Below are 24,911 nucleotides of genomic sequence, written 5' to 3'. Positions count from 1 at the left end.
GCCGCCAAACGGTCTGCTAAACAGGCACATCGCGAACAAATCGCATCAAGCTGGGCATGATGTAGGCCGCATCCTGGCCGACACCTCTAAGTGTCGCTGAAGCAAAATTCCGTTGTTTCGGCAGACCGACAAAATACAGCCCAGGCACGTGCTCAGCCTGCCCGTTACGATGAGCCCAATATTCATTGCCTGGGCATTCCAACCCGCTCAAAAATTTCAGGTTCGGGCGAAATCCTGTAGCAAACACCAAACTATCAACCTCAGTGTGCTGCCCATCAGACCAGATCACACCGGTTGGTGTTATCGCCTCGAACATCGGCTTACGCTCGAAAAACTTCTGCTTAAGGGCTCGACGATAGATGCCGTCATCGAGCACCGGCGTACTTTGATCGCTCAACCAGCGGGTCTTTTCCAACCCTGACCACTTCAGCCAAGTGTGAAAATCCAGACCGAGTATCTTCTGCGGAAAAAACCGAATGGGCTCCCTGCTTGCCAGCACGACGTTGCTCACATGGGCCAGTTCATAAGCAATTTGAACAGCCGAGTTTGCAGCACCGACCACAACCACTCGCTGCCCACCAAAGCCATCGGCATTTCGATATTCCGCGCTGTGCAAACTGCGCCCAAGAAAGCCCTGAAGCCCTTGAATATCGGGAATGAAAGGCTGATTGAATCCTCCCGTGCAGACGATCAGCGCCTTGGAGAAAAAGTTTTCCCCACCGTCCGTTTGAAGCTGAAACAGCCCGTGTTCTCTGTGTACATGCTGTACGCGGGTGTACTGACGAATTGGCAATTTGAATGCCTTTGCATAGTCTTCCAGATAGCGCACGACCTCATCACGAAGCGGGTAATGATCAGGTTCTGCCGGGAAGCGCATGCCTGGCAATGACGAGTAAGCCGCTGGAGAGAAAAGCTTCAGACTGTCGTAGTAGTTGCACCAATTCCCTCCCGGAGACCGCTCAGCATCCAGAATCAGGAACCTGAGGTTGTGCTGCTGCAAGTGCCAACCGCACGCTAATCCTGCCTGGCCAGCGCCAATCACGACGACATCCAGGACTTCATTCGTTACATTCATATATGCACACTCATGCACACTACAAGACAAAAAATATCAGGGCGTACCTGGGCAACAGAACGGGGCCAGGCTTTTCATATGCTCAAGAATGGCTTCGAGGCGTGCCACCACCGCCGGACCATCCACCTCGTAGAACATCTGCCTACTGACCTTGGTGCCGCGGACGATACCTGCCTCTAACAGCACTTGCAGATGTCGGGAAACAACTGAACGCTCCTGGGGCAATCCTTGCGCAATCTCGGCGATATCGGCGCGCCCCAGTTGCATCACGCGCTTGAGCACAGCGACACGCGAAGGCTCGCAAAGCGCCTTGAAGAAAGCGCCATCGAGCGACTCGATGGCGGCGTCAATTGCGCGGGTTCGGTGAAGGATTCGATCAGTCATGCAACCGACTATATGTGCATGCTTGTGCACACGTCAATACTCTGCAATGACATGCCCTCCCCGCCGGGCAGTGCGCTCTCTGGAAGGCCTACAGCCTAGGGAGCAAGATGTCCGTACCCGGCTGCACGGGTGAAGTCGGCCAGATGCCAAATATCACCGTTCGCCCCCCAAGTGCCATCAACCACATCCTGGATCTGTATTGAGGTCAGCAACTGGCGCTGATCCTCCGTTGTCAGGCTCGATTGTATTGCGCAATGCAATTCACGCACGTAGCGCTGGCGCATCGGTGCATCAAGAACGCCGGCAGGCACCTTGACGATGACAATGCATGGAACGGCCCTGGCATGAGGAGCAACGCCTCCGCACAGCCATTCATCGGCCTGAATTTCCTCAATGAGCACCCAGCACAAAGCACGCTGCTGAGGGGCATCGCCCATGTGTTCATTAAGCATTGCCACGTCGCTCACGCTTCGAAGCAACTGTTGGCGCTGTGGCTGATTGAAAGCCCCCGTAGGCACCTTGATCAAGATGTTTGGCATGGCGAAACCTCACTGTTAACTGGAAGCGCCATTGGGCCATTTATCTCTCCACGCCATAAGTGACCGATTCGTCTTCTTTCGGGCATAATCGGACAATGTACGATTTCACTGTTCTAGTCTTTCCCGAGTCGTTCGCCTCAAGCGTCGCGGCCACCTTGGACATCCTCGGCACCGCCGCGACACTTGCGCAGCGCCAAGGCCTCGCCGTGCCACGCTGGCGAGTGTGCGGGCCGCAGCCAGGGCTGATTACGCTAGGGCAAGGCATGCAACTGTTGGTCGACGAACTGACGACAGACGTCGAGGACAACTCCTGCTGGGTCATTCCGGGCCTTGGCATCAGCGACTTCGACGCGCTGCTGCAGCGTCTTGAGCAAGACTGGGTACTGCAGACACTGCCAGCGCTGAGGGCACATGTGAATGAAGGCAAGGAGATTGCCGCCTCATGCTCGGCGGTCTTTCTCCTGCATGCCGCAGGATTGCTGGACGGTCGAAAGGTAACGACCTCCTGGTGGCTCGCCCCTTGGCTGTCGAGCATTGCGCCGGACTGCATCGTCGACCCCAACGTCATGGTGCTTTGCGACCCACCCTTGACGACCGCTGGCGCAGCCTTCGCGCAAACTGACCTGATGCTGCACCTGCTGCGCAGACGCCTGTCGCCGACGCTCGCCGACTATGTGGGCAAGGCTCTTCTACTCGACGGCCGACAGTTGCAATCCCCATTCATCAACCCCGCGATCATGGCCCGGGGCAATACACTGGTCGCCAACCTCACCGCCTACATAGAAGCCAGCCTGCCCCATCCTCCCAGCGTTCCGAGCCTTGCGGCGTACGTGGGCATGTCTGAGCGAACGCTGTCCCGGCACCTTCGAAAAGCAACCGGCCTTTCAACCCAATATTTGATCCAGCGCGTGCAACTGAACAGGGCCCGCGTGCTACTGGAAACCAGCAGACACTCCGTTGAATCTATCGCCGAGCAGGTGGGATACCAGGATGCCACGGCCCTACGGCGACTTATGCGCCGCCTGTTGAACGCATCCCCAAGACAACTGCGCCAGTAAGATCTACTTTTAACGACTCAAAAGCGAAAAATCGCAGACATGAAAAAGCCCAACCTTTTCAGATTGGGCTAAGTCATTGAAGAATATGGTCGGGACGGAGTGATTCGAACACTCGACCCCTAGCACCCCATGCTAGTGCGCTACCGGACTGCGCTACGCCCCGACTAGGCGTGAATCTTGTTCCGCTTCTCAACGGAACGCTCAGGAATATATCGCAAGCTTTTGAAAACTGGAAGTATTTAAAAGCAGAAATTTATTTCTTGAGCACCACCAGTACATCTTCGAGCTCGGCGATCATCTGGCGGATCATCTGTTTGTACTGGGTTGTATCGTCTTTGGCCTCATCACCGGAGAGGCGCAAGCGCGCTCCGCCGATGGTGAACCCCTGGTCATAGAGCAGCGCGCGGATCTGCCGGATCATCAGCACGTCTTGTCGCTGATAATACCGACGGTTTCCGCGGCGCTTGACCGGGTTGAGTTGAGGAAACTCCTGCTCCCAATAGCGCAGCACGTGTGGTTTTACCGCACACAGCTCGCTGACTTCACCAATGGTGAAGTAGCGTTTGCCCGGGATGACGGGTAGTTCGTCGTTATGACTTGGTTCCAGCATAAGCCTCAACTCGGGCCTTCAACTTCTGCCCTGGACGAAAGGTGACCACACGGCGAGCCGTGATCGGGATTTCTTCTCCCGTTTTCGGATTGCGGCCAGGCCGCTGGCGTTTGTCCCGCAGGTCGAAATTGCCGAAACCGGACAATTTGACCTGTTCGTTGTCTTCCAGAGCGTGCCTGATTTCTTCGAAAAACAGTTCGACCAATTCTTTGGCCTCCCGTTTATTCAGGCCCAGCTCCTCATACAGACGTTCCGCCATCTCAGCTTTCGTCAGAGCCCCCATACGTCACTTCCTTAACGTGGCGTTCAACCTGGTTTCGAGCGAGGTGAGGATATTCTGCGTTGCGGTATTCACCTCATCGTCATTAAGAGTGCGCGATGGATGCTGCCAGGTCAAGCCAACTGCAAGGCTTTTTCTATGCGGATCAATGCCTTTACCCTGATACACGTCAAATAGCCTGAGGTCCGTCAGCCATTCGCCTGCATTTTCACGGATTACCTCCAGCACGGCGCTGGAAGCAACCTCACGGTCGGCCAGCAACGCAAGGTCACGACGCACTTCAGGAAAGCGCGATAACTCCTGGAATTTCGGCATTTTCCCCAGTGCCACTTCGGCCAGAACCAGCTCGAAAACGAAGACTGGACGATCAAGGCCCAGGGTTTTCGACAGTTCAGGGTGAATGGCACCGACATAGCCGACTTCACGCCCATCTCGCTCGATGCGCGCGGTCTGCCCCGGGTGCAGCGCCGGGTGCTTGCCCGGGACGAAAGTGAATACGTCGAGCGCGCCGGCGAAGCCCAGCACCGCTTCGACGTCAGCCTTGACGTCGAAGAAGTCGACGACATCGCGACCTTGCGCCCAGCCTTCCGGCAAACGGCTGCCACAGACGACACCGGCCAGCATCGGCTCTTGCTTCAAGCCATCCAGCTGACCGACAAAACGCAGGCCGCTTTCGAACAGCCGCACGCGATCCTGCTGGCGGTTCAGGTTGTGCTGGAGCGATTTGACCAGGCCCGGCCACAGGGACGAGCGCATGGCAGCCATGTCGTTGGAAATCGGGTTGGCCAGCAACAGCGGCTCGACACCCGGACTGAACAGCTCGAACTGGCGTGGATCGATGAAGCTGTAGGTGATCGCTTCCTGATACCCACGGGCCACCAGCAGGCGGCGCAGTTCTGGCAGGTCGCTGCGGGCTTCAGCCTTGGCCTGTGGGGCCAGGCGTGCTTGCGGGTAGCGAACCGGCAGGCGGTTGTAGCCGTACAAGCGGGCCAGCTCTTCGATCAGGTCGACTTCCAGGCTGATATCGAAGCGATGGCTTGGCACTTCGACGTGCCACTGCCCTGCCCCATCGGCGCGGATGTTCAGGCCCAGGGCGCTGAGCAGGCGTTCGACTTCGACCGGGTCCATTTCCATGCCCAGCATCTGGGTGATGCGCTGGGCACGCAGGGTGACCGGGGCAATCTTGGGCAGGTGCTGTTCGCTGACGGTCTCGATGATCGGGCCGGCTTCGCCACCGGTGATGTCCAGCAGCAGGGCTGTGGCGCGCTCCATGGCTTCACGGGCCAGTTGCCAGTCCACGCCACGCTCGTAACGGTGCGAGGCGTCGGTGTGCAGGCCATAGGAGCGGGCCTTGCCAGCGACGGCGATCTGGTCGAAGAACGCGCTCTCCAGGAATACATCGCGGGTCGTGGCGGATACGCCACTGTGCTCGCCGCCCATCACGCCGGCAATCGCCAGGGCGCGAGCGTGGTCGGCAATCACCAGGGTGTCGCTGCGCAGGGTCACTTCCTGGCCGTCGAGCAGCACCAGCTTCTCACCCTCTTCGGCCATGCGCACGCGGATGCCGCCGTTGATTTCGGCGAGATCGAACGCATGCAGCGGCTGACCCAGCTCCAGCATCACATAGTTGGTGATGTCGACAGCGGCGTCGATGCTGCGCACGTCGGCGCGACGCAGGCGCTCGACCATCCACAGCGGCGTCGGCTTGGACAGGTCGACGTTACGGATCACACGGCCCAGGTAACGCGGGCACGCGGCCGGCGCGAGGACTTCAATCGAACGCACTTCGTCGTGCACGGCCGGCACGCTCGCAACCACGGGACGCGTCACGGGAGCGGCATACAACGCGCCGACTTCACGGGCCAGGCCGGCCAGGGACAGGCAGTCGCCACGGTTCGGCGTCAGGTCGACCTCGATGCTCGCATCGTCCAGGCCCAGGTATTCACGGATGTCCTGGCCCACCGGCGCATCTGCCGGGAGCTCCATCAGGCCATCGTTGCCTTCGCCAATCTGCAGTTCGGCCTGGGAGCACAACATGCCGTTGGACTCGACGCCGCGCAGCTTGGCTTTCTTGATTTTGAAGTCGCCCGGCAGTTCGGCACCGATCATGGCGAACGGGATCTTCAGGCCCGGGCGCACGTTGGGCGCGCCGCAGACAACCTGGAAGGTTTCCACGCCATTGCTGACCTGGCAAACCCGCAGTTTGTCAGCGTCCGGGTGTTGCTCGGTGCCCAGCACCTCGCCCACGACCACACCGCTGAAATCACCGGCGGCCGGCGTTACGCTGTCGACCTCAAGGCCGGCCATCGACAGGCGAGCAACCAGCTCGTCCCGACTTACCTGCGGGCTTACCCAGCCGCGCAGCCATTGTTCACTGAATTTCATCCTGCTCTCCTATTAGATTCGTTACGGGTCTGCGGCTTAGCGAAATTGCGCAAGGAACCGCAAGTCGTTGTCGAAGAACAGGCGCAAGTCATTCACACCGTAACGCAGCATGGCCAGGCGTTCGACGCCCATGCCGAAAGCAAAGCCGGAGAACTCTTCCGGATCGATCCCGGACATACGCAGCACGTTCGGGTGAACCATGCCGCAGCCCATGACTTCCAGCCAGCCAGTCTGCTTGCAGACGCGGCAGCCTTTACCGCTGCACATCACGCATTCCATGTCGACTTCAGCCGATGGCTCGGTGAACGGGAAGTACGAAGGGCGGAAACGCACGGCCAGTTCTTTCTCGAAGAACACCCGCAGGAACTCTTCGATCGTGCCTTTCAGGTCGGCGAAATTGATGTCGCGATCAACCAGCAGGCCTTCGACCTGGTGGAACATCGGCGAGTGGGTGATATCGGAGTCGCTGCGGTACACACGGCCTGGGCAGACGATGCGGATCGGCGGCTGTTGCGATTCCATGGTGCGGACCTGTACCGGCGAGGTATGGGTGCGCAACAACATGTTCGCGTTGAAATAGAAGGTGTCATGCATCGACCGGGCCGGGTGATGGCCTGGGATGTTGAGCGCTTCGAAGTTGTGGTAGTCGTCTTCGACCTCAGGGCCTTCGGCAATGCCGTAGCCGATGTGGGTGAAGAACTGCTCGATGCGTTCCAGCGTCCGGGTCACCGGATGCAGGCCACCGGAAGTCTGGCCACGGCCAGGCAGGGTCACGTCGATGGACTCGGCGGCGAGCTTGGCAGCCAGATCCGCCTCCTCGAACAACGCCTTGCGCGCATTGAGGACCTCTGTGACACGCTCCTTGGCAACGTTGATCAGCGCACCGACCTGCGGACGCTCTTCGGCTGGCAGGTTCCCCAGGGTCTTCATCACCTGAGTCAACTCGCCCTTCTTGCCAAGGTAGTGAACCCGGATTTGCTCCAGGGCATTGATATCTTCAGCGCTTTGCACAGCCTCTAGTGCTTGAGCGACCAGCGCGTCCAGGTTTTCCATGTACAGACTCCAGATACGAAATAGGGGAAGAGCTTTAAGGCTCTTCCCCTATTTATGACGTTTGACACCTGGGCCCACAGATGTAGGCCCCGGTGACTGCCGGGGGTACTTAAGCCAAGGTGGCTTTAGCTTTCTCGACAATCGCAGCAAACGCCGCTTTTTCGTTCACTGCCAGATCAGCCAGAACCTTACGGTCGATCTCGATGGACGCTTTTTTCAGGCCAGCGATGAAACGGCTGTAGGACAGACCGTTAACACGAGCACCAGCATTGATACGAGCGATCCACAGAGCGCGGAACTGACGTTTTTTCTGACGACGGTCACGGTAGGCGTATTGGCCTGCCTTGATTACCGCTTGCTTGGCAACACGGAATACGCGGGAACGCGCGCCGTAGTAGCCTTTAGCAAGTTTCAGAATTTTTTTGTGTCGCTTACGGGCAATGACGCCACGCTTTACACGAGCCATGAGTTACTTCCTCTATTCTTGATCCAAAAATTAACGAAGGCGCAGCATGCGCTCGACTTTTGCCACGTCAGACGGATGCAGCAAGCTGCTACCGCGCAGTTGACGCTTACGCTTGGTCGACATTTTGGTCAGGATGTGGCTCTTGAAAGCGTGCTTGTGCTTGATACCGTTAGCAGTTTTCAGAAACCGCTTAGCAGCACCACTTTTGGTCTTCATCTTTGGCATGTTCGGATACTCCGCATTCAGTTGATAAACATAATCGCAAGGCCTGCCGTGCCCTGGTGATTACTTCTTCTTTTTCGGGGCGATGACCATGATCAGCTGGCGTCCTTCCATCTTAGGATGCTGTTCGACCGAACCGTACTCGAGCAGGTCTTGTTCAACCCGCTTGAGGAGTTCCATCCCCAGCTCCTGGTGGGCCATCTCACGGCCGCGGAATCGCAAGGATACCTTGGCCCTGTCCCCATCACTCAGGAAACGTACCAGGTTGCGCAGTTTTACCTGGTAATCCCCTTCCTCCGTCCCTGGACGAAACTTGATTTCTTTTACCTGAATCTGCTTCTGGTTTTTCTTCGCCGCGGCAATCTGCTTCTTCTTTTCGAAGATCGACTTGCCGTAGTCCATCACCCGGCAAACCGGTGGGACTGCGTCTGCGGAAATTTCTACCAGATCAAGCTTGGCTTCTTCAGCAATACGAAGCGCTTCATCAATCGAGACGATACCAATCTGCTCGCCGTCAGCGCCAATTAACCGAACCTCGCGTGCCGAGATATTCTCGTTGATCGGGGCTTTCGGTGCAGCTCGTTTATCTTGTCTCATTTCACGCTTAATAATAATTACTCCAAATCTGGGCGACCACGCCGGGAAACCGCTTGCGCGAGAAACTCAGCGAATTCGGCGACGGGCATCGAGCCCAGGTCAGCACCTTCACGAGTACGCACAGCGACAGTCTGCATCTCGACCTCCCGATCTCCGATAACCAAGAGAAAGGGAACCTTGAGCAAAGTATGCTCGCGGATTTTAAAGCCGATCTTTTCATTTCTCAAGTCGGACTTGGCACGAAATCCGCTTTGATTGAGAGTTTTTTCGACTTCGGCGGCAAAATCTGCCTGTTTATCAGTGATATTCATGATCACTGCCTGGGTCGGCGCCAGCCACGCAGGGAACGCACCCTCGTAGTGTTCGATCAGAATCCCGACGAAACGCTCGAACGAACCGAGGATCGCGCGGTGAAGCATGACCGGGTGCTTGCGACTGTTGTCTTCGGACACATATTCAGCGCCCAGACGGATCGGCAGGTTGAAATCGAGCTGCAAGGTACCACACTGCCACACACGACCGAGGCAATCTTTCAGCGAGAATTCGATCTTCGGACCGTAGAAGGCCCCCTCGCCCGGCTGCAGGTCGTACGCAAGGCCCGCGCTATCAAGGGCGGCGGCCAGGGCCGCTTCGGCGCGATCCCACAGCTCGTCGGAACCAACGCGTTTTTCCGGACGAGTGGACAACTTCATCTCGACTTCGGTGAAGCCGAAGTCACGATAGACGTCCATGGTCAGCTTGATGAAGGCGGCGGATTCGGCCTGCATCTGTTCTTCGGTGCAGAAGATGTGCGCATCGTCCTGAGTAAATGCACGCACGCGCATGATGCCGTGCAGCGCACCCGATGGCTCGTTGCGGTGGCAGGCACCGAACTCGGCCAGGCGCATCGGCAGCTCGCGGTAGCTCTTCAAGCCCTGGTTGAACACCTGCACGTGGCATGGGCAGTTCATCGGCTTGATGGCGTAGTCGCGGTTTTCCGACTGGGTGGTGAACATGTTGTCGGCGTAGTTGGCCCAGTGCCCGGATTTCTCCCACAGGCTGCGGTCCACCACTTGCGGCGTCTTGATTTCCAGATAGCCGTTTTCACGCTGGACCTGGCGCATGTACTGCTCGAGCACCTGGTACAGGGTCCAGCCGTTCGGGTGCCAGAACACCATGCCCGGGGACTCTTCCTGGGTATGGAACAGGCCCAGGCGCTTGCCGATCTTGCGGTGATCGCGCTTCTCGGCTTCTTCAATGCGCTGGATGTAGGCCGCCAGTTGCTTCTTGTCCGCCCAGGCGGTGCCATAGACGCGCTGCAACTGCTCGTTCTTCGCGTCGCCACGCCAGTAGGCGCCGGACAGCTTGGTCAGCTTGAAGGATTTCAGGAAACGCGTGTTCGGCACGTGCGGGCCACGGCACATGTCGACGTATTCTTCGTGGTAGTACAGGCCCATGGCCTGCTCGTCCGGCATGTCTTCCACCAGACGCAGCTTGTAGTCCTCGCCACGGGCCTTGAAGACTTCGATGACTTCGGCGCGCGGGGTGACCTTCTTGATGACGTCGTAATCTTTCTCGATCAGCTGCTGCATGCGCTGTTCGATGGCCGCCATGTCTTCCGGCGTAAAAGGACGCTCGAAGGCGATGTCGTAATAGAAGCCTTCGTCGATGACCGGGCCGATGACCATCTTCGCGCTCGGGTACAGCTGCTTGACCGCATGGCCGACCAGGTGCGCGCAAGAGTGGCGAATGATCTCCAGCCCCTCTTCATCCTTTGGCGTGATGATTTGCAGCGTGGCGTCGCTGTCGATGACGTCACTGGCGTCGACCAGCTTGCCGTTGACCTTGCCGGCCAGGGTGGCCTTGGCCAGGCCCGCTCCAATGGATGCGGCGACCTCGGCTACGGAAACCGGGTGATCGAATGAACGTTGACTGCCGTCGGGAAGAGTAATAGTTGGCATGGCGCCTCCTCTCCTAGTGGTGACCCCTACCAAAGGTCACGTGGGTTGGGATGAGCCAGTACAAGATCCAGTCCAGGCCATTCAATGACGAACGCCTGCCTTACAGCGGCAGGAGCCTTGCGGCCAACCGGGAAAACCGAACCAGAGTGACTGGGATTCAAATCAGGGTTATTTCGAACATTTGCCGCCGGGACGAGTTGTCATCCGCAGCCTGGAAATACCCGAGCCCGGCATGCTAGCACAGATGAACGGTCATCGCCGCGCTCGAATTGAAGCAGGCGTAAATCCACGGTTTTTATGCCAGAGTGCTGAACTGAACCGAGCGCAACGCCTCAGATATCAAGACATCGACCCGAAAGGAGCATCTTCGCATGCGTCTCAATACATTGTTTGCAGTAGTCGCCCCCCTCGCCCTGCTGCTTCCTCTGACCGCCCATGCCGACTGGCCCAAAGGCGAGCGCGAAAAATACATGGCCCAATGCACGGAGGCGGCAACGCCCCAGATCGGCCCGGCCGCTGCCAAGGCTCATTGCGCCTGTGGCGCCGATGCGATCAAGTCCTATCCAGCCTCGGACATCCAGGCCTTGATGGACAACAAGGCCACCCCGGAGCTGCAGCAAAAGGCACTGGGCCAGATCGCAAAATGCAAGGCCGACAACAAGGCGAAAAAGTGAGAAAACAGGCTTCCTGAACAGGCCCGGCAGGGTTGAAAAACACTGATTTCAGGCTTTTTTGAACGATTTATTCAGGTTTTACAGCTTTTTTTATCGTCTTTACTTTCGGCTGAAAGCCTTTAAAACCGGGCCTTTCAGCGGGTAAAGGCGGTAAAGTAAACACGACTGATTGGCAAACAACGCGTCTGGGGGGGTCCCAAATCGAACATTTCGACTATGATACCCGGGTGTGCCCAGTTGGCCTGAGCAGCACAGTACACTGAAAATATATGTTTCTTGGAGATACACCATGTCTAATCGCCAAACCGGCACCGTTAAATGGTTCAACGATGAAAAAGGCTTCGGCTTCATCACTCCTCAAGGTGGCGGTGACGACCTGTTCGTACACTTCAAAGCTATCGAAAGCGACGGTTTCAAAAGCCTGAAAGAAGGCCAGACCGTTTCCTTCGTGGCTGAGAAAGGCCAAAAGGGTATGCAAGCTGCACAGGTTCGCCCAGAGTAATTTCTCGGCGCACTAAAAAAACCCCGTCCATGTGACGGGGTTTTTTATGGGCGATTGAAAACCGCCTGTCAGCCGCAGTTCACCCGGTTGACCACCAGGTTGGCATCGGTATTGAGGTTCAGGCGATCGGAGCGGTACTCAAGCGTCACCATGTCGTTGGGCTTGAGGATCCGGGCAATCTGCGCGCCGGCACGGGTACGAGCCTGCTCCAGCAATTGTGGCGAGGCCTGCTTGCCAATGGCGAACTCGGCGCCCTTTGCTTCGCAGCGGCCGTTACCGGTCTCGGTCGCCACGGGTTCGGGGGTCGTTTCCGAGGTGCTGCTGCAACCGCTCAAGACCACGGCGGCCAGCAGAGTACTCAATGACGCGAGCTTCCAAGGCATGAAGCCTCCTTTTTCTATAGATAAACAGAGAGCGTGCGACAACCCAAACGGCGCTTGGTTTCAACACCGGAGGTCTCGGCTTGGCTCATCCGGAAAACCGGCAGTTTGCCTGAGCCGCCACTGCTGTTCAGACATGAATCGTGACTGGATATGAACACCGCTCAATAAACGTCGATGTAATCGAACGGAGGATTGGGCCAGTTATCCTTCAGCGCATTGTAGATCTGCATGACCCAGACCTCGTCGCTGGCAGCGACCCGCCCGACGTATCCCGAGCCCTTCGCCCAGGTCTCGAGCCGAAACAGCAAGCCATCGATGTCCGCACCACCGACCACACCCGAGGACAAATAGGCGACACCGCCCTTGGTCACGCGCAGCTGGGTATGCTCGTCGTCACTGACCGAGGCCAGCAATTGACGAACCGCTTCGAGGGTCAGGCCATCCGGAGCGTTCAAATCGATCTGCACGGCGGGGCTCCTTTAAAAACAAAAAAAAGAGTGTCGCACAGCCCTCTTCCAATGCCTAAGTCGCAGTGCCAAACCGGGGGCAAAAATGCTTAACTCCACTTACAGCCCTCCAACTCGCGAGCCCTACCATGAGCACCGTCAGCATCGAAGCCACCATCAATGCCAAATGGTCGGAGGGCCATAGCTCCTATAGCCCGAGCAGCCCCGAGGAATTGGCAATCATCGGCATAGAATTGCTGGTGAGGGAACTGGGGACGGAGGTTGCCCGCAACTTCATCCAGCAGGCATTCGAACGCTACCCGAGCGTCGTAGACGCCGTGGACTGAAGCTCACGCACCCGCAGGCCCAACCTGCGGGCGCATAGCCAGGCAGGTTACTTGAGGCGCGCCAGGCGCTCGGTCAGCAGGTCGAAGAAGCCCTGGGCATCACCGTTCTCCACCCAGAACGCGTTCTTCGGCGCTTTCAGGCCATCGTACCAGTCGACGATGGTCTGCCCGAACGTCGGGCCCTCGCGACTGTCCACGACGACATTGACCGAACGACCAGTGAACAACTGCGGCTTGAGCAGATAGGCAATCACCGTCGCGTCATGCACCGGCCCGCCCGTCATGCCGTAGTGCTCCATGTCGCCCTTGACGTATTCGTTGAGGATATCGCCCACCAGCTTGCTGGCATGGTTGTTCAGCGCCGCGATCTGCTTCAGGCGCGCTTCGCTGGTGAGGATCTTGTGGGTCACGTCCAGCGGCAGGTACGTCAGCTTCACGCCGCTCTTGGCCACGACCTCGGCCGCCTGCGGGTCGGCGAACAGATTGAATTCAGCCACCGGCGTGATATTGCCGCCGTTGAAATGCGCACCGCCCATGATCACCACTTCCTTGATGCCCTGGACGATGTCGGGCTCCTGCACCAGCGCCAGGGCCAGGTTGGTCTGCGGGCCAAGCATGGCAATGGTGATGCTGTGGGGCTTGGCCGCCTTGAGGGTGTCGATCAGGTAGTTGACGGCATTGCCTTCGGCCAACCCCTTCTTCGGCTCGTGCACGGTGACACCCGACAGGCCTTCCTTGCCATGGATGTTTTCCGCGTAGATCGGCGTGCGCATCAACGGTTTCGGCGCACCGGCATACACGGGCACGTCTTCGCGCCCTGCCCATTCCCGCGCCAGGCGAGCGTTGCGAGAGGTCTTGTCCAGGCGCACATTGCCGGCGACGGTGGTCAGCGCACGGATATGCAGCTCCTCGGGCGACGCCAGGGCGAACAACAGCGCCACCACGTCATCGGCCCCCGGATCGGTGTCGATGATCAGGTCGATTTTTTCCGCCGCCTGGGCGCCCGTAGCAGTGATCAATGACAAAAGCAGCAGACTCCGGATCAGTTGATGCATTTTCTGAGCATAGCGGTGCATGGCGCACTCCTTGTGCAGGGTTGAACAGGGTTAGAACGTCACTCCAGCGACCAGCACGATATTGCAGTACGCAGAGCACTCGCCTGTGCGAATGATCGCCCGCGCCTGTCGGCTGATGATCTTGAATTGTTCATGGCTGACCAGCGCCCGCTCGCCCAGCGCACCCTCGGCATGCAGCGCCTCCAGGGTCGTCAGGGCCGACGGTTGTTTTTCGAGGATCTCCTCGGCCAGTACATGGCTTTCCACCTGCATTTCGCTGAGCACCACCTTCAAGGTGCTGACAAAGTCAGGAATGCCATGGGTCAGGGCCAGGTCGATCAATTCGACCTGGGGCGGCACGGGCAGGCCGGCATCACCGATGACCACCTTGTCGCCATGGCCGAGGGAAGCGATCAGTCGTGACAGTGCCACATTCAATAACGGCGTCTTTTTCATGATTTGAAAGCCTGTACTTCCAGCAACGTGGGGATTGAAGGCTGCGCGCCCGCGCGGGTGACCGACAGCGCGGCGGCGGCCTGGCCGAAACGAATCGCGTCGACCTCGCTTTTGCCGCTCGCCAGGGCTGCCGCGAAACCGCCGACAAAGGTGTCTCCGGCCGCCGTGGTGTCCACTGCCTTGACCCGCGGGGCCGGGAAGTGTTCGAAACTGGCACCGTTGGCGAACATCAACCCCTGGGCACCCAGGGTCACGATCACCTTGCCGGCGCCAGCGGCGATCAGATGCGCCGCGGCGGCTTCGGCGGTTTCCAGGGAATCCACCGCCAGCCCGCTCAAGACCGCTGCTTCGCTTTCATTGGGAATCAGGTAGTCGATGCAGGTGTACCAGTCGGCCGGCAACGTCCGGGAGGCTGGCGCCGGGTTGAGGATGACGATTTTGCCCAACTCGCGAGCGCGCTTGAGGGCGTGGCCGACGGTGGCATCCGGCACTTCGAGCTGGCAGATGATGACATCGGCGCCTTGCAGCACTTCATCGACACTGTCCAGGACCTCGGCGGTGAGCGCACCGTTGGCACCGGCAACGATAACGATCGCATTCTGGCTGTTGTCGTCGACGACGATCAGCGCCACGCCGCTGGCCCCCTCCACCACGCTGACCGCCTGGCAGTCGATGCCCTCGGCCAACAGCCCGCCACGCAACTGTTCGCCGTAGGCATCATTGCCCACGCAACCAACCATCGATACCTGCGCCCCCAGGCGCGCGGCGGCCACCGCCTGGTTGGCACCCTTGCCGCCCGGGATGGTTGCGAACGACTCGCCGATCAGTGTTTCACCACCGCGCGGCAGACGCGGCGCCCGGGTCACCAGGTCCATGTTCAGGCTGCCTATTACCACTACTTTTGCTGGCATACATCACTACTCATCAATTCGGTTCAGCGGTATTGGGCGAATGTACCGGACAGCGGTGCAGTCGACTCTCGCAGGACAATACTTGGCGTCACGATCCGCTGCTCGGTGGCAAGGCCCGGCGTCGCAATTCGTCGCAGCAGCACTTCGGCCGCCATCTCGCCGAGCTGCAGGATCGACTGCCCTACCGTGGTCAACGCCGGGTAGACATAACGGCTCATCTGGATGTCATCGAAACCGATGACCGACAGTTCGCTGGGCACGCGCACGTTGCGTTCAGCGGCGGCGCGCAGTACACCGATGCCGATCATGTCGTTGGCCGCGAAAATCGCGCTCGGCGGCTGCTGTTCAAGCAGTTGCGCGGCGGCGCGGTAGCCACCGGTACTGGTGAAATCGCTCTCGAGCATGCGCTCGACGGGCAGCTCGATCCCGGCCTCTTTCAGCGCACGGCAGTAACCGGCCAGACGCATTTGCGCCACGCTGGTATCGGCCGGGCCACCGATGAAGGCGATATCGCGATGGCCCAGCTCCAGCAGGTGCCGGGTCGCCAGGTAGGCGCCGTATTCATGATCGATGCGCACCAGGTCTGCGTCGACGCCGTCGAGCCCGCGGTCGACGATCACCATGGGCGTGCGCACGTTGGACAGCCCCTCGGCCAGGCCGACATCACCGCCGGCGGACGCGAAGATCAGGCCGTCGATGCGTTTTTCCAGCAGCACCCGCAGGTAGCTGCGTTGCTTGTCCGCGTTGTCGTCGGAGTTGCACAGGATCACGCAATAGCCGTTGCGCTCACAGTAATCCTCGATACCCCGGGCCAACTCGGCAAAGTAAGGGTTGAGGCTATTGGGCACCAACAGGCCGATGGTCGCCGTGGTCTTGGCCTTGAGCGACCGGGCCACGGCGCTGGGCACGTAGTCCAGGCGCTCGATGGCCGCCTCGACCTTGAGCCGCACTTCCTCGCTGACCGGCCGCGTCTTGTTCACCACGTGGGACACGGTGGTATAGGAAATCCCGGCGAGCGCTGCTACATCCTTGATCGTCGCCATGGTTCAGCCCCGCCGACTGGCGCGCTGGCTGCGATAGGTATCGAGCACGACCGCCACCACGATCACCGCACCGGTAATAATGCGCTTGGTCGGCTCAGTAGCGCCGATTTGCGCCAGGCCCGCCGCCAGCACGGAGATGATCAGCACGCCAAAGAAGGTGCTGATGACCGAGCCACGCCCACCCATCAGGCTGGTGCCACCGATGACCACGGCAGCGATGACTTGCAGCTCAAGCCCTGAACCGGCGTTCGGATCCGCCGCTTCCAGGCGGGAAATCTGGAACAGCGCGGCCACACCGGCCAGCAAGCCCATCAGGCTGAACACCAGGATCTTGTAAGGCTTTGGATTGATACCGGCCAGGCGCACGGCTTCTTCATTGGTGCCGATGCCGATCAGGTAGCGGCCGAACACCGTACGGGTCAGCACGGCCTGGGCAATGAAGATCACCAGCAAGGCGATGATGAACGAAGGTGAGATACCAAAGGCGATGGGGTTGGACAGCCAGGCGAACGAGTCGCCGATGTAGGCAGTCCGCGAGCCGGTCATCTGGTACGCCAGGCCCCGGGCCATTTCCAGCACGCCGAGGGAGACGATGAACGATGGAATCCGCCACGCCACGGTAATCGAACCGGTGACCGTACCCGCCAGCGCCGCCACGGCCATGCCGAGCAAGGCCGATGGCCACACGCTCCAGCCCCAGCCCAGCACGGCCACGCTGACCGTCGATGCCGCAAGCGCCAGCACCGATCCCACCGACAGGTCGATGCCACCGATGATCAGGATGAACGTCATGCCGACCGCCAGCACCATCAGGTCCGGAATCTGGTTGGCCAAGGTGCTGAAGGTGTCATAGGACAGGAAATGGCTGCTCAGGGCCGAGAACAGCGCGACCATGGCCAGCAGCGCGCCAGCCAGGCCCAGGTAGGTCCCGAGGCCATAGAAATTGCCACTCGATTTGCCGACGGCAGATGCGGTTTTCATGAAAAATCCCTAGGCGCTGCTTCGTTGAGCAACGCATCACGTTTCTGGTAGCCGGCGAATGCGGCGGCAAGCAAGTCATCCTGGGTCCAGCTGTCACGCTCGAAGGTGTCGATCAGGCGTCCGGCGGACAGTACGCCGATCCGGTCACAGATCAACATCAGCTCCCGCAGGTCGCTGGATACCACGACCAGCGCCTTGCCCTGGCGAGTCAGCTCGCCGAGCAGCGCGTAAATGTCGAATTTGGCGCCGACATCGATGCCACGGGTCGGCTCATCGAACAACATGACCGCGCAATCGCGTTCGAGCCAACGACCGATCACCACTTTCTGCTGGTTGCCGCCCGACAGCTCGGACACCAACTGGGTCGGGCTGGAGCTGCGGATGCGCATGGCATCGACCTGCCGCTGTGCCAAGGCCAGTTCAGCATCGCCATTGACCAGGCCGGCGCTGGAAATCTCCGGCATGTTGCCCAGGGCAATGTTGGCGGCGATGGATTGGGTCAGCAGCAGCCCTTCACCCTTGCGATCTTCGGTGATCAACGCGATGCCATGGGCCACCGCATCGGCCGGGGAGCGAATGCTCACGACCTGGGCCGGCGAACCCAGCGCCACCGTGCCACTGTCGGCGGTATCGGCACCGAAGATCAACCGCAACAGTTCGGTGCGCCCTGCCCCGATCAGGCCGGAGATACCGAAGATCTCGCCACTGCGCACCTCAAAGGACACGTCGCGAACCTTGTCGGAGCGTGTCAGGCCTTTAACGGTCAGCGCCGGCGCGCCGATCTGGCGTGGACCCAGGTCGATATGCTCGCCCAGCTCCCGGCCGACCATCAGGGTCACCAGTTGCTCGCTGTTGTAGTTGGCCATCGGCTCGACGCAGACCAGGTTGCCATCGCGCAGCACGGCAATGCGCTGAGCGACCCGCGCCAGTTCTTCGAGGCGATGGGAAATGTAGATGATCGAGACGCCGCGAGCCTGCAGACGAGTGATCTGTTCAAAGAGCATCTCGACTTCGCGGGCCGTCAGCATCGCCGTCGGCTCATCGAGAATCAGCACATGGCAATCGCCAATCAGGTTGCGGGCGATCTCGACCATCTGCTGGTGACCGATCCCCAGTTCGCCAACCAACGTGTCAGGATCGATTGCATCGAGCCCCACCTGGGCCATGGCTTCGATGGCCGCCTTGCGCAATTGCTTGCGACTGATCCAGCCGCCGTGGTTGGGCAGGTTGTCGAGAAACAGGTTCTCGGCCACGGAAAGGGTCGGCAGCAGGTTGAGTTCCTGCATCACCATGCGCACGCCCAGTTCTTCAGCCTGGGTCCGGCTGCCAGGGCGATAATCCTGACCTTGAAATTGCATCTGCCCGGTCGTCGGCGTCACCAACCCGCCGATGATCTTGGACAAGGTGCTTTTGCCGGCGCCATTTTCGCCGGTCAGCGCCAGCACTTCACCGCGCATCAACGTCAGGTTGATGTCGGTCAGTACCGGTTGGGCATAGGTCTTGCCGATACCGCTGACGCACAGGACAGCGTTCGGGTCGCGAACGGACATAACAAACTCTCCAATGCGCTCGCCCGGATGGGCGAGCACCGTTGTGTCGCCAGGATAACTACTTGGTCACCAGCTCGACCGGAGTTTCGATAACGCCGTGGGTACCGCTGTCGACTTTTTCGCCCTTGAGGATCTTCAGCGCCGTCTCGATGCCGAACACGGCCTGCTTGGCGGCGAACTGATCGGCCGTCGCCAGGACACGACCGTCCTTGAGCATCGGCTTGATGGCATTGATGTTGTCGTAGCCGACCACCTGCACCTTGCCCGCCTTGCCCGCCGCGCGCACGGCCGATACAGCGCCGACCGCCATGCTGTCGTTACCGGCCAGCAGTGCCTTGATGTTCGGGTATTCGCTGAGCATCGACGCGGCAACCTGGTTGCCCTTGTTGATTTCCCAGTCGCCCGATTGCAGGGAAACGACCTTGACCTGCGCCGCTTCCATCGCATCCTTGAAGCCCGCGGTGCGTGCCTGGGCATTGGTGGTGGTGGACACGCCTTCGATGATGCCGACTTCGTCACCGGCCTTGAGCTGCTTGGCCAGGTACTCGCCCACCAGGCGCGCCCCCTTGCGGTTGTCCGGGCCTACGAACGGCACGTTGATGTTCTTGCTTTTGACGACGGCCGGATCGAGCTGGTTATCGATGTTGATCACGGTGATGCCAGCGTCGACGGCTTTCTTGATCACCGGCACCATGGCCTTGGAATCCGCTGGCGCGATGATCAGCGCATCGACCTTGGACACGATCATCTGCTCGACGATGCGGATCTGGTTGGCGGTGTCGGTTTCATCCTTGATCCCGTTGGAGATCAGGTCGAAATCGGCGGAGTGTTCCTTCTGATACGACTTGGCGCCGTCTTCCATGGTCAGGAAGAACTCGTTGGCCAGGGATTTCATGACCAGGGCGACCTTGGGTTTTTCTGTGGTCTGGGCGAATGCCGAGGAGATAGGCAGCGCAGCGGATGCGGCCGCGAGCATGGCGACAGCGAGAAGACGTCCAGCGAATGGCAACTTCATGGGTTCACTCCGATCTTATGATTATTGTGAGCAAATCAATGCACGGAACGCCGCGCAAACGTTTGCGTGAAGTGAACTATGGTAAGGCTTCGGGGATTTGTCAACGTTGCGGTTTCATCCGCAACGTCGCGGCTCAACCTTCAGGCTCAGGCCGTCGTATTGACCACCGTACCCGAACTGGCGCCCTTTGCCAGCTCCGTGACCAAATGGCCGGTGACCTCCAGCAACGCGCCACTGGTGTCGGCGACCTGTCCCTGAATCGCCATGACCGCCGAGGTCTTGGCTTCCGGGGTTGGATAGGTCTGCGCCTGTGCGGCGGCCAGTTGTTGTTGCTGCTCCCTGAGCTGTTGCTGAAGCTCTTGCATCCGCTTGAGTAAAATCTGGACGGCAATGCTCTGGGTGCTGCCGCTCTCTTGTGCCTGACCGGTCGCTTGCGCGCCCGTCCCCGTCCGGACTTTGCCGGGCGTTGGCGTCTCGCCAAGGGCCTCATCGGCGGCCTCGGTACTCGCCTCGTTCAAGGCCTTCAGGGTAGCTGCGGACTGGCCGCCAATGGTCACGGCCGCCGCATTGGGAAAGCCGATAGAAAACGACATGACAAAACTCCATGGATGGGATTCCTACGCAGGACATCGCCCGCTGAGACGATTTCTTTAGCACTCGCGCAAATCCGCCACAGGCCAGAGCGATTGAACCACCCGTTTATGCCAGCCAATAAAAAATTCCTTTCTCCTACACCAAAACGAAAAAAGTGCTGTCAGACGATTTTCTTGAATTTTAAGCAGTTGCGTAATTGCCTACGGTTAAATACTGTATGCACGTACAGCTCAATAAGGATAATCCTGTGGCCCCGCCCTCCGCTGCAACTACCCCTTTAGATTCCTATACACGACTCGGCCTGCGGGTCTCGAAAATCATCAACGCCCCCACCGCGCAAAAAGCCAAGGCAGCCCTGATCTTCCGTCTTCCCGACGAGCCGGTGGATGAGTGGGAGCGCCTGCTGGAAGAAATCGACGAGAACGACAACGTGACCCTCGCCTATCGCGACGATGGCGGTGTGCAGGTTTTCTGGGTTGTGCCGAAGGAAGATTGAGTCTGATGAGTGTTCGCTGTTTAGCTTTTTTGCTTGTGTTTTTCGCCATGGGCGCACAGGCCGGTGCTCCGCGCACCTTCAACGAAGCCAAGAAAGTCGCCTGGAAACTCTACGCACCACAATCCACCGAGTTTTACTGTGGCTGCAAATACACCGGCAATCGCGTGAACCTGGCCGCCTGCGGTTATGTACCGCGCAAGAATGCCAGCCGCGCCGCTCGCATCGAGTGGGAGCATATTGTCCCGGCGTGGCAGATCGGCCATCAGCGTCAATGCTGGCAACAAGGGGGTCGCAAGAACTGCACCCGCTATGACCCGGTCTATCAACGGGCCGAGGCCGACCTGCACAACCTGGTTCCGAGCATCGGGGAAGTGAATGGTGATCGCAGCAATTTCAGTTTCGGCTGGTTGCCGGTGCAGAAGGGTCAGTACGGCTCATGCCTGACCCAGGTGGACTTCAAGGCCAAGAAGGTCATGCCCCGCCCTTCTATCCGGGGCATGATCGCCCGGACCTATTTCTACATGAGCAAGCAATATGGCCTGCGCCTCTCGAATCAGGACCGGCGCTTGTATGAGGCCTGGGACAAGACCTACCCGGTCGAGAGCTGGGAGCGTCAGCGCAACCAGAGCGTGGCGTGCGTCATGGGCCGTGGCAACGAGTTCGTGGGGCCGGTGGACATGAAGGTCTGCGGCTGACCTGGCTTGTATGAAACTGTGGGAGCGAGCTTGCTCGCGATAGGGGCATGTCAGCCAACATCGACATTGGCTGATCCACCGCTATCGCGAGCAAGCTCGCTCCCACAGGTTTTGTTCTGTCCGGTTATGGAGTGGTCGGGTAATCCACCACCAACGTCTCGATGTTGCGTTTTTTCGCCCGGACCAGGGCAGCCGTCACCTGTTCCTGCTTGGCTTCGGCCTCGGCCTTGGAACTGAAAGGACCGACCAGGACGCGCTCCTTGCCGTTTTCCCGCACCACGTTCGACATGAAGCTGTGTTCGATGAGCCAGCCGGTCAGGTCGCTGACCGCCTGCGGCGTTTCGCCGCGAACCTCGACGGCCCACTGCGGGGCGGCAGCGGCGGCCGGTGCGGAGGTCGCTACGGGTTTGGGTTTCGGTGCTTCGACGTCACGCCCTTCACCGCATCCTGCCAGCACCAATACCGCAATAACCCAAGCCAATTTGCGCACAACGTTTCCCCCGGAAGACATGAGGCACGGATTTTAGCACCCGTGCCCCTCAAGATCGCCGCAAACAGTGCTCAAAACACGAGAATCCTGCCCGGCGTCTCTGTATAGTCGCACCCTGGGAATTAATGCTGCATCTGCACGTCAGAAAGAGGCACCCACATTGTGACACTTAGCACTAATCTATAAGCAGTACCGACATCTGCACTGTCTGAATCAGGTGCCCTATAAAGCAATCAAGGAGAACACCATGCTGATACTCACCCGCAAAGTCGGTGAAAGCATAAACATTGGTGACGACATCACGATCACCATTCTGGGCGTAAGCGGCCAACAGGTCCGGATCGGCATCAACGCTCCGAAAAACGTTGCGGTGCATCGCGAAGAGATTTACCAGCGTATTCAGGCGGGCCTCACTGCCCCCGACAAGCCGCAAACTCCCTGAGCCTTGCTGCAGTCCGTAGCCAGCCCGTTTGCATCGTCGCAATGGCTGGCTAAAGATTCTGGTCGACCGTACCTCACCCTGCCCCCACCTTTTTTCGTCCTGCCCGTTGAATCGATACTAATGACATGGCGCTTGGCATGGCTGTCAGACGTTTCGTTTTAATGATGACGAAGCAGGCGTTCGCGGTCGGTCAACCCAGGCTCACGCCGCGTGCCATGCCCGTGGCGGCGATCACCATCAAGATCAGCAATAAAGCTTCGATGTGGCTGATCCGTGCAAACCGGCCGGCTTTCGAAGGATCGATCGCAGCCCCTTTGCCCAGCGCCATCCGCCATTTGATCAGGGCGATCATTGGCGCGATCTCAAGCAACAGGATCAGCAGGAACAAAGTCATCTTCAGGTGAAACAGCGGTTGGTGCAGGTAATAATCCGTGCCTTTTTCGTACCCGCCAAACGCCCGCATCCCACCCGTCACCAACAACACCAGCGCCGACAGCCCCCATACGTTGTCAGCGACCAAGACACCCCGAACCGCATCCACACCGCTCGCCAGTCGTCGCAGTGCCGTGCTGCGCGTCAGCACCGCCCAGAACCCGAGGGCGAAGGCCAGCAGATGAATTGCCGCGAGAGACCAATGAGCCAACATGGAAGAACCCTGTCAGAGAGAACGTCGAATCGACCTGACAGTACTAGCTCATAAAACAATGATTGCCAGGCTGGCCACAAAAAAATGTGGGAGCGAGCTTGCTCGCGATGGCGGTGTATCAGTCGACAACAATGTTGCCTGACATTCCGCTATCGCGAGCAAGCTCGCTCCCACAGTGGGTACTGCGTAAGGCTTAGTCCGCCAGACGCCAGGTCGTGCCGCCCTTCCCATCCTCCAGCACCACGCCCATGGCGGTGAGCTGGTCGCGGATGCGGTCGGATTCGGCCCAATCCTTGTTGGCACGTGCAGCCAGGCGTGCCTGGATCAACGCCTCGACTTCGGCGGCGTCCACGCGGCCTTCGGCACCGGCCTGCAGGAAGTCATCGGCTTCGAGCTGCAACACACCCAGTACGCTGGCCAGTTCTTTCAGGCGAGCCGCCAGACCAGCCGCCGCGTTGAGATCACTCTCACGCAGGCGGTTGATCTCACGCACCATCTCGAACAGCACCGCGCACGCTTCCGGCGTGCCGAAGTCGTCGTTCATCACTTCGGTGAAACGCGCCACGAAGGCTTCGCCACCAGCGGCCGGCACGCTCGGCAACCCCTTCAACGCGTGATAGAAACGCTCCAGGGCACCCTTGGCGTCCTTGAGGTTGTCTTCCGAGTAGTTGATGGCGCTGCGGTAGTGGCTCGACACCAACAGATAACGCACGACTTCCGGGTGGTACTTGTCGAGCACGTCGCGGATGGTGAAGAAGTTGTTCAAGGACTTGGACATCTTCTCGCCATTGATGCGGATCATGCCGCAATGCATCCACGCGTTGGCGTAGGTCTTGCCGGTGGCTGCTTCGCTCTGGGCGATTTCGTTTTCGTGGTGCGGGAACTCCAGGTCACTGCCGCCGCCATGAATATCGAAGGTCTCGCCCAGGCAGCAGGTGGACATCACCGAGCATTCGATGTGCCAGCCCGGACGCCCGGCGCCCCACGGCGACGCCCAGCTCGGCTCACCCGGCTTGGCGCCCTTCCACAGCACGAAGTCCAGCGGGTCTTCTTTCGACTCGTCGACTTCGATACGCGCGCCGATGCGCAGGTCTTCGATCTTCTTGCGCGACAGCTTGCCGTAGCCCATGAACTTGGCGACGCGGTAGTACACGTCGCCATTGCCCGGTGCGTAGGCGTAGCCCTTGTCGATCAAGGTCTGGATCATGCTCAGCATGCCAGGGATGTGGTCCGTGGCACGAGGCTCCAGGTCCGGCTTGAGGATATTGAGGCGCGCCTCATCCTCGTGCATGGCCTTGATCATCCGCTCGGTCAGCGCATCGTAAGGCTCGCCGTTTTCGCGGGCACGGTTGATGATCTTGTCTTCGATGTCGGTGATGTTGCGCACGTAGGTCAGGTCATAACCGCTGAATCGCAGCCAGCGGGTTACCAGGTCGAAGGCGACCATGCTGCGGCCATGACCAATGTGGCAGTAGTCGTACACGGTCATGCCGCAGACGTACATGCGGACCTTGTTGCCATCCAACGGCTTGAAGACTTCTTTGCTCTTGGTGAGCGTGTTGTAGATCGTAAGCAC

General features: G+C 59.3%; 31 protein-coding genes and 1 tRNA gene. 7 read left to right on the top strand and 25 right to left on the bottom strand.

Going from position 1 to position 24,911, the window contains the following annotated elements; genetic code table 11:
• Positions 1-16 precede the first annotated feature (16 nt).
• The 3 genes from AB4Z20_RS07700 to AB4Z20_RS07690 all read right to left on the bottom strand — a co-directional run bounded on the left by AB4Z20_RS07700 (position 17) and on the right by AB4Z20_RS07690 (position 1,998).
• On the bottom strand, positions 17-1,075 hold the full coding sequence (locus AB4Z20_RS07700; protein WP_258688794.1) for a flavin-containing monooxygenase: 1,059 nt from the start codon (positions 1,073-1,075) through the stop codon (positions 17-19).
• Positions 1,076-1,111: 36 nt separating this feature from the next.
• Positions 1,112-1,459: an ArsR/SmtB family transcription factor gene (locus tag AB4Z20_RS07695; RefSeq protein WP_253476331.1), complete on the bottom strand. Its 348-nt coding sequence runs from the start codon at positions 1,457-1,459 to the stop codon at positions 1,112-1,114.
• Between the two features lie 95 nt (positions 1,460-1,554).
• Positions 1,555-1,998 carry a tautomerase family protein gene (locus tag AB4Z20_RS07690; protein WP_018609128.1) on the bottom strand — a complete coding sequence of 148 codons (444 nt, stop codon included), beginning with the start codon at positions 1,996-1,998 and terminating at the stop codon, positions 1,555-1,557.
• Positions 1,999-2,093: 95 nt separating this feature from the next.
• Between AB4Z20_RS07690 and AB4Z20_RS07685 the strand changes: the two genes are divergently transcribed.
• Entirely contained in the window at positions 2,094-3,056 is a 963-nt protein-coding gene (locus AB4Z20_RS07685) for a GlxA family transcriptional regulator (RefSeq protein WP_442089648.1), read from the top strand.
• Between the two features lie 86 nt (positions 3,057-3,142).
• Here AB4Z20_RS07685 and AB4Z20_RS07680 read toward each other — a convergent pair.
• The 9 genes from AB4Z20_RS07680 to thrS all read right to left on the bottom strand — a co-directional run bounded on the left by AB4Z20_RS07680 (position 3,143) and on the right by thrS (position 10,609).
• A tRNA-Pro gene (locus tag AB4Z20_RS07680) sits at positions 3,143-3,219 on the bottom strand.
• 90 nt (positions 3,220-3,309) lie between these two features.
• Positions 3,310-3,666 carry a MerR family transcriptional regulator gene (locus tag AB4Z20_RS07675; RefSeq protein ID WP_003179985.1) on the bottom strand — a complete coding sequence of 119 codons (357 nt, stop codon included), beginning with the start codon at positions 3,664-3,666 and terminating at the stop codon, positions 3,310-3,312.
• Complete coding sequence (gene ihfA, locus AB4Z20_RS07670) at positions 3,647-3,949, bottom strand: integration host factor subunit alpha (RefSeq protein WP_002553164.1); 303 nt, start codon at positions 3,947-3,949, stop codon at positions 3,647-3,649. The genes AB4Z20_RS07675 and ihfA overlap by 20 nt, the downstream gene beginning before the upstream one ends.
• A gap of 3 nt (positions 3,950-3,952) precedes the next feature.
• Positions 3,953-6,331 carry a phenylalanine--tRNA ligase subunit beta gene (gene pheT, locus AB4Z20_RS07665; protein WP_442089647.1) on the bottom strand — a complete coding sequence of 793 codons (2,379 nt, stop codon included), beginning with the start codon at positions 6,329-6,331 and terminating at the stop codon, positions 3,953-3,955.
• A 36-nt stretch (positions 6,332-6,367) separates the two neighbouring features.
• On the bottom strand, positions 6,368-7,384 hold the full coding sequence (pheS, locus tag AB4Z20_RS07660) for a phenylalanine--tRNA ligase subunit alpha (RefSeq protein WP_003203624.1): 1,017 nt from the start codon (positions 7,382-7,384) through the stop codon (positions 6,368-6,370).
• A gap of 109 nt (positions 7,385-7,493) precedes the next feature.
• Complete coding sequence (gene rplT, locus AB4Z20_RS07655) at positions 7,494-7,850, bottom strand: 50S ribosomal protein L20 (protein ID WP_002553161.1); 357 nt, start codon at positions 7,848-7,850, stop codon at positions 7,494-7,496.
• A 30-nt stretch (positions 7,851-7,880) separates the two neighbouring features.
• Positions 7,881-8,075 (bottom strand): 50S ribosomal protein L35, encoded by a 195-nt coding sequence (gene rpmI / locus AB4Z20_RS07650; RefSeq protein WP_002553160.1) that lies wholly within the window; start codon positions 8,073-8,075, stop codon positions 7,881-7,883.
• A 60-nt stretch (positions 8,076-8,135) separates the two neighbouring features.
• Positions 8,136-8,687 carry a translation initiation factor IF-3 gene (gene infC / locus AB4Z20_RS07645; protein WP_169432615.1) on the bottom strand — a complete coding sequence of 184 codons (552 nt, stop codon included), beginning with the start codon at positions 8,685-8,687 and terminating at the stop codon, positions 8,136-8,138.
• Complete coding sequence (thrS, locus tag AB4Z20_RS07640) at positions 8,687-10,609, bottom strand: threonine--tRNA ligase (RefSeq protein ID WP_003203626.1); 1,923 nt, start codon at positions 10,607-10,609, stop codon at positions 8,687-8,689. The genes infC and thrS overlap by 1 nt, the downstream gene beginning before the upstream one ends.
• A gap of 371 nt (positions 10,610-10,980) precedes the next feature.
• Between thrS and AB4Z20_RS07635 the strand changes: the two genes are divergently transcribed.
• Positions 10,981-11,283, top strand: coding sequence for a hypothetical protein (locus tag AB4Z20_RS07635; protein WP_072339741.1), 303 nt, complete (start codon positions 10,981-10,983; stop codon positions 11,281-11,283).
• 289 nt (positions 11,284-11,572) lie between these two features.
• Positions 11,573-11,785, top strand: coding sequence for a cold-shock protein (locus AB4Z20_RS07630; RefSeq protein ID WP_003179963.1), 213 nt, complete (start codon positions 11,573-11,575; stop codon positions 11,783-11,785).
• Between the two features lie 68 nt (positions 11,786-11,853).
• Here the strand turns inward: AB4Z20_RS07630 and AB4Z20_RS07625 are convergent, their stop codons facing one another.
• Positions 11,854-12,168, bottom strand: coding sequence for an I78 family peptidase inhibitor (locus AB4Z20_RS07625; protein WP_253476347.1), 315 nt, complete (start codon positions 12,166-12,168; stop codon positions 11,854-11,856).
• A 161-nt stretch (positions 12,169-12,329) separates the two neighbouring features.
• Positions 12,330-12,635: a hypothetical protein gene (locus AB4Z20_RS07620; RefSeq protein WP_442089646.1), complete on the bottom strand. Its 306-nt coding sequence runs from the start codon at positions 12,633-12,635 to the stop codon at positions 12,330-12,332.
• A 128-nt stretch (positions 12,636-12,763) separates the two neighbouring features.
• Between AB4Z20_RS07620 and AB4Z20_RS07615 the strand changes: the two genes are divergently transcribed.
• A complete protein-coding gene (locus AB4Z20_RS07615) occupies positions 12,764-12,961 on the top strand; it encodes a hypothetical protein (RefSeq protein ID WP_003203634.1) in 198 nt (65 codons plus the stop codon).
• Positions 12,962-13,008: 47 nt separating this feature from the next.
• On the opposite strand, the gene AB4Z20_RS07610 is transcribed toward AB4Z20_RS07615, so the two are convergent.
• From AB4Z20_RS07610 to AB4Z20_RS07575, 8 genes are all read right to left on the bottom strand, one after another.
• The gene (locus AB4Z20_RS07610) at positions 13,009-14,037 is read right to left on the bottom strand and encodes a nucleoside hydrolase (RefSeq protein WP_253476352.1); all 1,029 of its coding nucleotides are present in this window, start codon (positions 14,035-14,037) and stop codon (positions 13,009-13,011) included.
• A gap of 30 nt (positions 14,038-14,067) precedes the next feature.
• Entirely contained in the window at positions 14,068-14,472 is a 405-nt protein-coding gene (gene rbsD, locus AB4Z20_RS07605; protein ID WP_253476354.1) for a D-ribose pyranase, read from the bottom strand.
• On the bottom strand, positions 14,469-15,383 hold the full coding sequence (gene rbsK / locus AB4Z20_RS07600; RefSeq protein WP_320389091.1) for a ribokinase: 915 nt from the start codon (positions 15,381-15,383) through the stop codon (positions 14,469-14,471). The genes rbsD and rbsK overlap by 4 nt, the downstream gene beginning before the upstream one ends.
• Positions 15,384-15,406: 23 nt before the next feature.
• The gene (locus tag AB4Z20_RS07595; protein ID WP_258688802.1) at positions 15,407-16,426 is read right to left on the bottom strand and encodes a LacI family DNA-binding transcriptional regulator; all 1,020 of its coding nucleotides are present in this window, start codon (positions 16,424-16,426) and stop codon (positions 15,407-15,409) included.
• 3 nt (positions 16,427-16,429) lie between these two features.
• On the bottom strand, positions 16,430-17,407 hold the full coding sequence (locus AB4Z20_RS07590; RefSeq protein ID WP_013693780.1) for an ABC transporter permease: 978 nt from the start codon (positions 17,405-17,407) through the stop codon (positions 16,430-16,432).
• Complete coding sequence (locus AB4Z20_RS07585; RefSeq protein ID WP_063320392.1) at positions 17,404-18,957, bottom strand: sugar ABC transporter ATP-binding protein; 1,554 nt, start codon at positions 18,955-18,957, stop codon at positions 17,404-17,406. Before AB4Z20_RS07585 ends, AB4Z20_RS07590 begins: the two co-directional genes overlap by 4 nt.
• A gap of 58 nt (positions 18,958-19,015) precedes the next feature.
• The gene (locus AB4Z20_RS07580) at positions 19,016-19,972 is read right to left on the bottom strand and encodes a sugar ABC transporter substrate-binding protein (protein WP_442089645.1); all 957 of its coding nucleotides are present in this window, start codon (positions 19,970-19,972) and stop codon (positions 19,016-19,018) included.
• A gap of 146 nt (positions 19,973-20,118) precedes the next feature.
• Positions 20,119-20,565: a hypothetical protein gene (locus AB4Z20_RS07575; protein ID WP_253476363.1), complete on the bottom strand. Its 447-nt coding sequence runs from the start codon at positions 20,563-20,565 to the stop codon at positions 20,119-20,121.
• A 197-nt stretch (positions 20,566-20,762) separates the two neighbouring features.
• Here AB4Z20_RS07575 and AB4Z20_RS07570 point away from each other — a divergent pair, with 197 nt between their 5' ends.
• Positions 20,763-21,062, top strand: a complete 300-nt coding sequence (locus AB4Z20_RS07570) for a DUF1654 domain-containing protein (protein WP_027913013.1) — start codon at positions 20,763-20,765, stop codon at positions 21,060-21,062.
• A gap of 5 nt (positions 21,063-21,067) precedes the next feature.
• Positions 21,068-21,757 carry an endonuclease gene (locus AB4Z20_RS07565; RefSeq protein WP_253476365.1) on the top strand — a complete coding sequence of 230 codons (690 nt, stop codon included), beginning with the start codon at positions 21,068-21,070 and terminating at the stop codon, positions 21,755-21,757.
• A gap of 124 nt (positions 21,758-21,881) precedes the next feature.
• On the opposite strand, the gene AB4Z20_RS07560 is transcribed toward AB4Z20_RS07565, so the two are convergent.
• The gene (locus tag AB4Z20_RS07560) at positions 21,882-22,247 is read right to left on the bottom strand and encodes an SPOR domain-containing protein (protein ID WP_214510648.1); all 366 of its coding nucleotides are present in this window, start codon (positions 22,245-22,247) and stop codon (positions 21,882-21,884) included.
• A 247-nt stretch (positions 22,248-22,494) separates the two neighbouring features.
• Here AB4Z20_RS07560 and csrA point away from each other — a divergent pair, with 247 nt between their 5' ends.
• Complete coding sequence (csrA, locus tag AB4Z20_RS07555) at positions 22,495-22,689, top strand: carbon storage regulator CsrA (protein WP_003179932.1); 195 nt, start codon at positions 22,495-22,497, stop codon at positions 22,687-22,689.
• Between the two features lie 190 nt (positions 22,690-22,879).
• Here the strand turns inward: csrA and AB4Z20_RS07550 are convergent, their stop codons facing one another.
• Together AB4Z20_RS07550 and cysS are read right to left on the bottom strand one after the other, a co-directional pair.
• Positions 22,880-23,335: a DUF2214 family protein gene (locus AB4Z20_RS07550; RefSeq protein ID WP_442089644.1), complete on the bottom strand. Its 456-nt coding sequence runs from the start codon at positions 23,333-23,335 to the stop codon at positions 22,880-22,882.
• 193 nt (positions 23,336-23,528) lie between these two features.
• Complete coding sequence (cysS, locus tag AB4Z20_RS07545; RefSeq protein WP_442089643.1) at positions 23,529-24,911, bottom strand: cysteine--tRNA ligase; 1,383 nt, start codon at positions 24,909-24,911, stop codon at positions 23,529-23,531.

Source organism: Pseudomonas sp. KB_12 (assembly GCF_052114545.1).
GTDB classification, from domain to species: Bacteria; Pseudomonadota; Gammaproteobacteria; order Pseudomonadales; family Pseudomonadaceae; genus Aquipseudomonas; species Aquipseudomonas brassicacearum.
This window is presented reverse-complemented; position numbering and strand designations above follow the sequence as displayed.